Genomic DNA, 11,375 nt, shown 5'->3' on the forward strand with positions numbered 1-11,375 from the left:
AACTAAGAAATATATACAATAGAAACAGAAAATTATCCTGTGGATAAGTTTGAGGATAACTGTGTGGAAAATGAGCAAAATCACATATCACAGCTGGCTTCGCCATCGATGCTCTGGATCGAGCATATATGTCAGCCACCATTCAGCTCAGCTAACTTCGGCGATGAGGCCAAGCTGCTCATGCATGCCGTACTGGAAGCCATGCAAAATGGTAACAGCTGTATTGACGCGGCAGAGGATCAAGTCGCCTTGCTGCACAATCTGGTGCGCCGTGGCGAGTCTGATCAGCATGCGATTGCACCCTTTATTTTTCAAGACCAGCAGTTGTACCTGTACCGTTACTGGAAACTGGAACACGCAATCGCTGCGCATGTGGTTCGCATCAAATCCCAGCAGTTAAAAGCCGTTCAGTTGAATGAGCATCATCGCAGCCTGCTTGCTGATCCGCAACAGCAGAAAGCGCTGGAAATGGTGGCCAGTCAAGGTTTAAGTATCATTACGGGTGGCCCGGGAACCGGGAAAACCTATACGCTGGCACATATCATTGCGGTACTGAATGAAAGTTTGCCGGACATCCGGATTGCCATGGCAGCACCGACCGGCAAGGCGGCACAGCGTATGAAGGAAGCGTTGCAGAATGCCTTGAGCAGTCCAGCACTGGCCCAGTTTAATCTGGAAACTTTGAAACAGTTACAACCTGTGACCTTACACCGACTCTTGGGTCTGGGAATAACTGCACAGCCAAGATTCCATGCCCGACAGCCACTACCTTATGAGGTGATTGTGGTCGATGAAGCCTCTATGCTTGATCTGAGCCTGGCACAGATGCTGCTGGCAGCGGTGCCAGATGGGGCGCGTTTGATTCTACTGGGCGATGCGAATCAGCTGGCTTCTGTCGATGTCGGCACCGTATTGGCTGATTTGCAGCAGGTTCCGGCCTTGGCCAATAACCGGATCAATCTGATGAAAACTCGACGGTTTAGTGAAGGGGCACGGATTGGTGCATTGGCACATTTTATTCAGAAAGCACATCCTGATCATGATCTGTTAACCGAATTTGAACAGCAGGTGGTAACTGCATCCGAGCTACAGGCCATTGATCTGGAGCAGATCGAAATTGACCATCTACAGCTGCAATACCTGCCGGAAAATCTACTGCTCAATGATGCTCAACCTTATTATGACCAGCTGATGTATGGTTATCAGGGCTATGTACAGGCTCTCAAAACAGGGGGAGGCAGTCAAGATTTTAATAGGTTTGTAGAGCAGATTATCCGTCATTTTGATGATTACCGTATCCTGACGGCAATCCGCCATGGGGTTTTGGGTCTGACCCGACTTAATCAGCAGATTGAACAGCGCCTGCTCACTGCAACCGGGCAGATCAAGCAGGGCGACTGGTATATCGGTCGTCCGGTGATGATGACTTATAACGATTACCAGCTGGGACTATCGAATGGGGATATTGGGATCTGTTTCCTGCGGGAGCATCTTGGACAGCGCCAGTTTGAAGTCTATTTTCCGAGTCTGGAAAAATGGGTTTTAGCAACGCGTTTGCCAAAAAGTATTGAAACTGCCTTTGCTCTAACCATTCACAAATCCCAAGGTTCAGAGTTTCGGCACACTGCAGTCGTACTGGATCATAAAGCCAGTAACCTGTTAAGTAAGGAACTGATTTACACAGCGATTACACGTGCAAAAAAAGCAGTCACACTATTGGTAGATCGTGAAGCATTTATACAATCATTAAGCCTGAAAACTACCCGTCGTAGTGGCTTAAGCAAAAAAATCATTGAACAGTGTCATAACTTTTCAGGTAATAGTGAAACTGATTAATGTAAGCATATGCTTACAGCGATTCAGGAGATTTGCGGATAGAGCTTCACTGCCCTTTTTGAGAAGATGGGCCCTACAAAGAACTCAACAAGGAAAGTTGAGTATAATCGCATAATTATTATAAGAAAGTCGTGAGACAGCGAACTTACATTGATGTAGGTGAAAAAAGAGGAAACTTACAGCCGCTAAGCCTTGTAGTTTTGGGAGAGACTACAAGGCTTTTTTATGTCTTGAGTTTATGGAAAGGTAGCATAATTTTATAAATTATTTAATTTATCTAAATCATCTGCGTAAGATGAACAGGATGGGTTAAAAATGAGATTTGTGTAATATTAATCACAATTTAGGTTAATTAATGTAAGAAAATACTTACATATAGATGCGAAAAATGCGTCTATGAGTAGCCCGGCTTTATGGCAGAATCTACTACACAGGGATGTTGCAGTAAGAGCATGGAAAGTTTTTATTAACAATAATAACTATAAAGCGCGATGCAGCGTAATAAAAACAATAAACAATAAAAAAATAATGAAGAAGAAGAAACTACAGCGCACAAGAAGCCCGAGTCCTCTCGGGCTTTTTTTTATAGTTAAATAAAATTACCTGTATATTTAGCCAATGAGGCGAAAGATCAGCTGTTCTATATTTGTCTGAAATAATAAGGTGTTTTCATAATTTTTCGTTCAATCTCTAAACCAATTCGACAAGCTTTATCTTGCAGATAAACAATCTGATTCCAATGAACTGAGTGGATTTCTTTAAATCTATCTATCGTCGCATGATCTATTTTTGCAATCTAACGTAATTTCCCTTAAAATATGCAACTTGCTGTAGTGATGCACGGCAGTCAATGTTCTGAATTCTCATTACTTTGATTTTTATCAAGATATATAAGCATCTCGGAGAAATCGAATGGCTTTAACAAACGCAGATCGCGCAGAGATCATCGCTAAATTTGCTCGCGCTGAAAATGACACTGGTTCACCAGAAGTTCAAGTAGCTCTTTTAACTGCTCAAATCAATGACTTACAAGGTCACTTCAAAGAGCATAAACACGACCACCATAGCCGTCGCGGTCTAATCCGTATGGTTAACCAACGTCGTAAGCTTCTTGACTACCTAAATGGTAAAGACCACGGTCGTTATGTTGCTTTGATCGGTGCTTTAGGTTTACGTCGTTAATTCGATTTAAGCTTTATTTTCGGGTTTATTGCATGCATTGTGCTTTACAGCTGAAAACTAAAGTCAGCTTGGCTTTTTAGTCAGGCCTAGGAAGGGGCGAATGTTTCGCTCCTTCTTTGTGTTTAAAATTAGTGTTTCTTTCTGGTGAGGTCGGCTTCTAAGCTTTGTCATTTACTCGTTCAAAAGGACGTGAATGCCAAACCTTAGGGGTCTCCACTAGAATAATTGTTCACAAGAACTAGGAAAAAATAAAACATGTCGATGTTTAATATTGTTCGTAAAGAATTCCAGTTTGGTCAGCACCAGGTGGTTCTTGAAACTGGTCGTGTTGCACGCCAGGCCAATACTGTTGTGATTACTATGGGCGGCGTAACCGTACTGGTCGCTGTTGTTGCTCAACCGACTGCTAAAGCGGGTCAAGACTTCTTCCCGTTAACCGTAAACTACCAAGAAAAGCAATATGCTGCGGGCCGTATCCCAGGTGGTTATGGTAAGCGTGAAGGCCGTGCATCTGAAGCTGAAACTTTAATTTCACGTCTGATTGACCGTCCAATCCGTCCATTGTTCCCAGAAGGTTATTACAACGAAATCCAGGTGACTGCGACTGTAATCTCTTCTGACAAGACCATGGAAGCTGACATCGCTGCGATGTTAGGTACTTCTGCTGCACTTGCGATTGCGGGTACACCATTCCGTGGTCCAATCGGTGGCGCACGTGTTGGTTTGATCAACGGTGAATATGTTCTTAACCCGAACTATGAGCAAATGGCTCAGTCTGACCTTGACCTGGTGGTTGCAGGTACAGAATCTGCGGTATTGATGGTTGAATCTGAAGCGAAAGAACTTTCAGAAGACCAGATGCTGGGCGCTGTATTGTTCGGTCATGACGAAATGCAAATCGCGATTCAAGCAATTAAAGAATTTGCTGCTGCAGCTGGCGCGAAAGAATCAACTTGGGTTGCTCCAACTAAAAACGAAGATCTTCAGGCAAAACTGAAAGAAGCGTTTGAAGCGAAAATCTCTGAAGCATATACCATTGCAGTTAAGCAAGACCGTTATGCGGCACTTGATGCAATTCAAGCAGAAGCAGTTGCTCAATTCGTTCCTGAAAATGACGAAACCGGTATTGCAGATGACTTGAACGAATTGTTTGAAGATCTGAAATACCGCACAGTACGTGACAACATCCTATCTGGTAAGCCACGTATCGACGGTCGTGACACGAAAACAGTTCGTGCACTTGACGTACAAGTTGGCGTGTTAGACCGTGCACATGGTTCAGCATTGTTTACACGTGGTGAAACTCAGGCGTTGGTAACAACAACTTTAGGTAACACACGTGATGCCTTGATGGTTGATACATTGTCAGGTACTAAAACTGACAACTTCATGCTTCACTACAACTTCCCTGCATACTCTGTAGGTGAAACTGGTCGTGAATCCGGTCCTAAACGTCGTGAAATTGGTCATGGTCGTTTGGCACGTCGTGGTGTGCAAGCTGTTCTTCCAGCAGCTGACCGCTTCCCGTATGTAATCCGCATCGTATCTGATATCACTGAATCGAACGGTTCATCTTCAATGGCTTCTGTATGTGGTGCTTCTCTGTCACTTATGGATGCAGGTGTACCAATTAAAGCACCAGTGGCTGGTATCGCGATGGGTCTTGTGAAAGAAGGCGAACGTTTCGCAGTTCTTTCTGACATCCTGGGTGACGAAGATCACCTTGGTGATATGGACTTTAAAGTAGCTGGTTCTGCAAACGGTATTACTGCACTTCAGATGGATATCAAAATCGAAGGTATCACTGAAGAAATCATGGAAGTTGCTTTGAACCAGGCGTATGCAGGTCGTATGCACATCCTGAATGCAATGAACCAGGTGATTTCACGTGCTCGTCCAGAAATTTCTATGCACGCACCGACTTTCCAGGTAATTACCATTAATCCTGACAAAATCCGTGATGTCATTGGTAAAGGTGGTGCGACTATTCGTCAAATCACTGAAGAAACCAAAGCTGCGATTGATATTGAAGACAATGGTACAGTACGCGTATTTGGTGAAACTAAAGCTGCTGCACAAGCTGCGATTGCAAAAATCCAGGCGCTGACTGCTGAAGTTGAACCAGGTACGATCTATACAGGTAAAGTGATTCGTATCGTTGAATTCGGTGCGTTCGTTAATATCCTGCCAGGTACTGATGGTCTGCTACACATTTCTCAAATCTCTAACGAACGTATTGCCAACGTTGCAGACGTATTGAAAGAAGGTCAGGAAGTGAAAGTACAGGTTGCTGATGTTGACAACCGTGGCCGTATCAAATTGACAATGAAAGACATTGAACAAGCTTAATTGTGAGATGACTTTTAAAGTCTGAAAAAAGCCTGCTTTATGCAGGCTTTTTTACATTTGAAGTTTATGAGATTAAAAAATACCGGCTGATTTAAGTGAGAAAAATCCGTTAGATCCAGTCAATATTTGAATTACATCGCTTACGATGATGTTGCTGGAGGATTATGTCTTGATCATATTTTTAGATTTTATTTTGACCAGAGCGCTGGCAGCAAATTAAAGTTAATTGAATTTGCTGCCAGCAGAGATGTGATCTAAACAATACTGAATTGATTCTTTCGCTTATGAACAAAATATCATCCACTAAATTATTTAGACCACCTTAGGTTTTTGGCATTTTTATAGAGGCAGGAAGTAGGATGCCAATCATTCTCCTGCTTATGCTTAAAATCACTTTTGGATTCTTATAACATGAGCTGCCTGCTTTTAGTCTTAACTATTCTGAATCAGGTCAAAGGATCTGCCTCTGAATTCTTGAGTAATCTGTAAATCTCATCTTTTAGCTTTAATTTTTTTCGCTTGATTGCTTCGATATCTGTATTAACAAGATTTACCGGGTCTAATGCCAGCTGTGCAATCTGTCGATCCAATTCATCATGTTCCTCAAAAATACGGGCGAAATACGGATTTTCATCCCGAAGCTGGGTAATAAGGTCGCGATATTCGGGGAACATGTACTTTAATTTTTTATTGCAATCTCTGGTTTTCATAATCAGTTATAAACTCAAAAAAATAATGTAAGAATCCCCGAACCATCTCAGTTTCAGCCGAGATAGACCAGGGAGGGGGAGGTTATTTGAAGTGCAGATGCTTCACTTCACGACGTAGCTGTTGAACTTCATCAATCAGATCCAGCATCATGGCGACAGCACTAAAAGATGCATCAAAATCACGTTGTAAGCGGTATGCCCGTTGTGCTCGGGTAACATCTTCACCAATGAAATGATAGGAAGTGTTACGACTACGGTTAGGTAAAATGCCATGTTCCATCAGCTGTATTACCCATTCCGGGCTTTGCCCGCATGCTTCTGCAAAATGGCTGAGATCAAATTGATGGTCATCCATGATTTCTGAGGGGATAAAACCCTGAGAAAAATTTTCTTTATATTGAATGGTGGTCATGGCCTGCTCCTTAAATATCCAGACTAAAGTCATTGCTGTGAATCAGATCGGGGGCATATGGTAATAGATAGGATTGGAGATAATGCCTGAGATCAGATTTCCCATGATTCAATATATGCGTGGCAGTCGTGTAAAAACTGCTGGAGGTACAAAACCTGCTTAAATTTAAGTTAGGCAAGTGATGAGCTAAAAGTGGCTGATATCTGCCACGCCATAGCAACTGTTTTGCCGAACATTGGTCAAAAATAGTTTCAGATGCATCACCATATTGCTTATTCTTATTTTTGGACATCCCTGTGCCGTGACCCGCTTTTAATAAAGAGTCAGGTAATCGTTGGAGCATATAGGTATACGATCTGAACATAGTAAATGGATAAAAAATAACCGCGTTCGATCCATTATTCTGAGTTTTAGTGCACTACAACAGTGAAGATTTGTACCTTATTGTTTCAAATCATGACAATAAAAAAGCCTCCGAGTAGAGGCTTTTTAAAATACTAACTAAATTAGTGTTTTATCCAAGTTACGCTGCGTCCAATTACGGAAACGCCTACATAACCACGTAGAGTTAAGCGTTTACCATTAGCGTTCAAACGTGCTTTACCTTTATAGATCTTGCCCCCAATTGGATCCAAGACTTGACCATCAATGTATTCATTTGGCTTATTTGGATTTTGTTTAAAATTCCAAATAAAAGGTAAGCCAATGAACGGTTTACCTTTGAGCTTGCCAGGGCAGTTATGGCAAATAACTTGTTTTTCGGCACCTGGTAGACTCCGGGTTTCGACAATAATCCCTTCATAGGTGCCATCAGGTTTTTTGCGGATTTCGACATCTGCACGTGAATAGCCACTTTGGTCATCTACAGTCTTCCATATTCCAATCAATGGATCTACATTGGCTAAACTGCATACTGATACGGTTGCTAAAGAAATCCCCATACATAAAGCGCGTACTAATTGTTTCATATCCATCCTAGGAAATTATCGTGTTTTAAAAATAGATTTATTGCTCTAATTTATAAATAATAACTTTATAAATCAATTTATTATTTTGTGATGAAAGTTGTTTTAATATGGGTTAAATGAACGAAAAATCATGTTTTATCGAAAATGTTTGAAGCTTGTCCAAGTCGTATCGCATAACTTGGACAACGCAATTTTCAATTTTTGATCCAAGTCATATTACGCCCGACTGGAGATCCTTCAGTCCGGCTATGAATTGCCAGATGTCGACCATTATTTTTCAGACGTGCACGTGCCTGATATAGTTTTCCCGAGATGGGGTCGAGCAGGGTGCCATTAATAAATTCATTGGTCTTTTCTGGATGACTGCTCAGACCCTTAAGCATGGTCAGTCCAACCAGAGGCTGATCCTTGAGAGAGCCGGTGCATTGAGTACAGTTTTGTTGTGGAACCGCCCCCGGAACCTCACGTACATTTACAATTTTGGCCATATAGCGATCTTTAGCATCCTTACTGATGATGACATCTGCCAGAGAATAACCGGTACGGTCATCAATGGTTTTCCATTGTCCAAGCAGTGGATCATTGTTGGCAGATACTGACAGGCTAATTGTGCTTGCTGCTGCAACAATCAAGGAACAGAACAGTTTAAATTTCATCATCACACATTCCCCAAGTATTAAAAATACTTCTAAAATCTTAAAGGCATAAAAATATTATGGGATTAATATAGCGTGAAAAATCTACTAATTACCAGTGAATAATCAAATATCTCCAAGAAAAATTAAAACCTAAATTGATGAAAAATCACATTAATCGAGAAATGTGGGACGTGATGAGTATTTGATGGATTAGCACATTAAAAAGGGAAAGAGGCTGAAAGCTGGTTAAATAATTAGCTCAGACAGCTTTGGAAGTCAGGGTTAATTAATAGGGGATTGAGTTTATATTCATTAAGAATAGAGTGGGGCCAAGTATTGGTATTTCCATATAGCCGTGTAGAGCTGAAGGATATGGTAAGTTTGAAATTAAAAATATTTATTCTTCATGGAAAAGAAAACTCTGGATTTATAAAAATAAAAGCACTCCTATTGAGTGCTTTTATTAACAAAGATACCTGTAATTAACTAAGGTGCTCACCGAACAGACCTAAAGCTTCTTCAGCAGTAAAGGTGTATTGGCTGTTACAGAACTGACAATCCATTTCAATTGGATTCTGGAATTCTAAAGTTTCACGAACGGATTCAACCCCGATCTGTTGCAAGGCAATGGCACAGCGTTCTTTAGAACAGGTACAACCGAATTTCAGCTGTTCTGCTTCAGGCAAACGAACTTGTTCTTCGTTATATAAACGATAGAGGATTTCATTGGTATCCAGGCTAACCAGTTCTTCTGCTTTCAAGGTTTCAGTCAACATGGTCACGCGTGGCCACAAATCTTCATCCACATAGCGTTGTTCTTCTTCACTATTACGTGGTAGAAGCTGGATCAGCAAGCCACCTGAACGCTTCTGGTCACTTGCCAGCACAATACGGGTTGGAATCTGCGCAGACAGATCATAATACTGCATCAGGCATCCCGCCAGATTATGTTTATCCAGTGGTACGATACCTTGGTAACGCTCACCCACTTCAGGCTCAATATTGATAAACAGTACAGGACTGATCAGGGCTTTTAGAACGGTACTGCTGTCTTCTGCCACCTGAAAACGAGGATCCTCTTCATAATCAGCCAACGCACGCACTTCACCACGATGGTTACATTCCGCCATAGCCCATTTAAACGTACCAGTAGCCTGAATTTGCAGACTGATGCGTCCCTTGATTTTTAACGTACTTGCCAATAGGGCAGTTGCACTGAGCATCTCGCCCAAAAGGATTTGTACGGCAGGAGCATAGTCGCGCTGCGCTAAAATTGTTTGTAAAGCTTCTTGAAGATGCACTACTTCACCACGAACAGGGCTATCCTCAATAAAAAAGCGTTGGCGTAAATCAGACATAAAATTCTCCATAACCCTGCTTTAATGGTGACACTATTGTAAAACACAAGTTATGACAGATCATCTGTTATGGTATCAATTCCTGTGCCGTTGACATTCTGTTGCTTCTGTATTGGATTTATTACACTTTTACGATGTTGATCCTGTTCGAACAGGTAGCTTAACTCCGCCATGCTGCTGTGCTGTTGAGCATGTAATGACTCAGGAGCAGATTCAGCCTGCTGTTCTGCTTTTAATACAGTTTCATCATACTGACGGAACTGTAGAATTGTCTGCTCAGCGAGTTCTACAGATTGATGGGTTGCTGCCAGTAATGACTGTGTCAGCGCTAAAGCAGAAAGATAAGTTTCACGGAAAACATTTTCCACACCCAGTTCATGCAGCAAATGTGCATGATGGCGATCACGCGCGCGTACCCACAATTTTAGATCCGGGTAATTCCAGCACAAATGACGTACGACCAGCAAAGAATCCTCAATATCATCAATCGCGACAATCACCTGATCTTTGGAAGCAATATCTGCCAGTTGTAGCGCCGTGGTTTCAGTTGCATCTGCCTGAAAGAAGGGAATAGCTTGATCTTTGAGTAGTTCGCTTGCTTCAACCGTATTGTCCATTACACTAAAGCTCAGACCTTGCTGATGAAGTACACGCGCTACGATTTGCCCAAAGCGACCAAAACCAATCAGTAAAATTGGTGTAGTGGCTAAAGGCTCTACCTGGGTATCAAAGTCTGCGACCAGATGATGCGAGCGATTTAATCGCGGTAAGATTTGTTGATCAAGCAACCAGTAGAGCGCTGGTGTCATTAACATGGATAACGCCAGCATGCATAGCAATGGTGATAACAAGCTGATATCTAAGATGGTATGGGTAACTGCAATAGTGAGTAACACAAAAGCAAACTCACCGCCTTGGGCCAGGCTAACTGCGGTTAAGGTGCTGGTACGCCAGCTATTTTGATAATAACGGGCAAGAGCCAGACTGAGCACAAATTTACTCAATATGATCAGCACGGCGCCACCAATGATCAATCCAGGCATCTGCAAAACATCACTTAGCTGAATCGCTAGGCCAATACTGATAAAACACAAACCGATCAATATGCCATGAAAAGGCTGAATGGCATTTTCGACGTGTGGTCTGAAATCGGAATCTGCCAGCAGAATTCCCGCAAATAAGGCCCCTAAATATAGTGTTAGTCCCAGTGTCTGCATCAGTACCAACAAGCCGAGGATTACAAAAATTGCCACCAAAGCATGCAGGTCATGGCTGCTGCTTCTGGCAATCCAGCGATACAGGGGTTGCATCAAATAGCGGTTACACAGGAACAGTCCGGTAAAGGTTGCCATAATGGCAGCAAAATAAGCCACGCCATGTTCAGTCGAACTTACTCCGGAAAATAGTGGAATAATGGCAATTAGTGGAATCAGCAGCAGGGCTTGAATTAATAAACTGATATAACTGAGCTGACCATGGGAAGTCGCGAGTTGCTCCTGTCGCATCAGATGTTGAATACTGAGTGTCATCGCAGACAGGCTGCCAGCCAGCCCAATGACGACACTGGCGATGAGACTTTGCTGTAAAAAAATGGCAGAACATAAGCTCAGAATGGCACCTGACCCCAAGACCAGTGCAGCAGTTGAGATCCAGGCAGAATGAGGCATCTGGATGAAGCGTTGTGGTCGTAGTTGTAAACCCGTCCAGAACAGCAGAGACAGGATACTGATTTGCATTAGCATCGAACGAAGTTGGGGATCAGTAATGAGATTCAGTGTTTCAGAACCGAGCACAAGGCCTGTCAATAAATAACCCAGCACTGCTGGCAGTTTCAAATAGCGGGTGATTGGTACAATCAGCAATGCTGCCACCAGAATTAATGTAATTTGCAACAGTATCGACATGTTTAACCTTAAATCTTA

9 protein-coding genes are annotated in these 11,375 nt (G+C 42.4%); 3 read left to right on the plus strand and 6 right to left on the minus strand.

Annotated elements, in window-relative coordinates; genetic code table 11:
- The first annotated feature begins 63 nt into the window (after nucleotides 1-63).
- The 3 genes from recD to pnp all read left to right on the plus strand — a co-directional run bounded on the left by recD (nucleotide 64) and on the right by pnp (nucleotide 5,367).
- Nucleotides 64-1,836: an exodeoxyribonuclease V subunit alpha gene (recD, locus tag F899_RS02755; protein WP_005220753.1), complete on the plus strand. Its 1,773-nt coding sequence runs from the start codon at nucleotides 64-66 to the stop codon at nucleotides 1,834-1,836.
- Between the two features lie 912 nt (nucleotides 1,837-2,748).
- Nucleotides 2,749-3,018: a 30S ribosomal protein S15 gene (gene rpsO, locus F899_RS02765; protein ID WP_004637724.1), complete on the plus strand. Its 270-nt coding sequence runs from the start codon at nucleotides 2,749-2,751 to the stop codon at nucleotides 3,016-3,018.
- A 261-nt stretch (nucleotides 3,019-3,279) separates the two neighbouring features.
- Nucleotides 3,280-5,367, plus strand: coding sequence for a polyribonucleotide nucleotidyltransferase (gene pnp / locus F899_RS02770; protein WP_171063225.1), 2,088 nt, complete (start codon nucleotides 3,280-3,282; stop codon nucleotides 5,365-5,367).
- A 446-nt stretch (nucleotides 5,368-5,813) separates the two neighbouring features.
- Here the strand turns inward: pnp and F899_RS02775 are convergent, their stop codons facing one another.
- From F899_RS02775 to F899_RS02800, 6 genes are all read right to left on the minus strand, one after another.
- Nucleotides 5,814-6,077 (minus strand): HP1242/YdcH family protein, encoded by a 264-nt coding sequence (locus F899_RS02775; RefSeq protein WP_008303905.1) that lies wholly within the window; start codon nucleotides 6,075-6,077, stop codon nucleotides 5,814-5,816.
- Between the two features lie 82 nt (nucleotides 6,078-6,159).
- Nucleotides 6,160-6,489, minus strand: a complete 330-nt coding sequence (locus tag F899_RS02780; RefSeq protein WP_004813480.1) for a chaperone modulator CbpM — start codon at nucleotides 6,487-6,489, stop codon at nucleotides 6,160-6,162.
- A gap of 506 nt (nucleotides 6,490-6,995) precedes the next feature.
- Nucleotides 6,996-7,457: a DUF2147 domain-containing protein gene (locus F899_RS02785; protein ID WP_004813478.1), complete on the minus strand. Its 462-nt coding sequence runs from the start codon at nucleotides 7,455-7,457 to the stop codon at nucleotides 6,996-6,998.
- A 194-nt stretch (nucleotides 7,458-7,651) separates the two neighbouring features.
- Complete coding sequence (locus F899_RS02790; RefSeq protein WP_004813476.1) at nucleotides 7,652-8,116, minus strand: DUF2147 domain-containing protein; 465 nt, start codon at nucleotides 8,114-8,116, stop codon at nucleotides 7,652-7,654.
- A gap of 461 nt (nucleotides 8,117-8,577) precedes the next feature.
- Nucleotides 8,578-9,453, minus strand: coding sequence for an Hsp33 family molecular chaperone HslO (hslO, locus tag F899_RS02795; protein ID WP_004813475.1), 876 nt, complete (start codon nucleotides 9,451-9,453; stop codon nucleotides 8,578-8,580).
- Between the two features lie 50 nt (nucleotides 9,454-9,503).
- The gene (locus F899_RS02800; RefSeq protein WP_004813472.1) at nucleotides 9,504-11,357 is read right to left on the minus strand and encodes a cation:proton antiporter domain-containing protein; all 1,854 of its coding nucleotides are present in this window, start codon (nucleotides 11,355-11,357) and stop codon (nucleotides 9,504-9,506) included.
- Between the last annotated feature and the right edge of the window lie 18 nt (nucleotides 11,358-11,375).

This window comes from Acinetobacter sp. CIP 101934, assembly GCF_000369585.1.
GTDB classification, from domain to species: domain Bacteria; phylum Pseudomonadota; class Gammaproteobacteria; order Pseudomonadales; family Moraxellaceae; genus Acinetobacter; species Acinetobacter schindleri.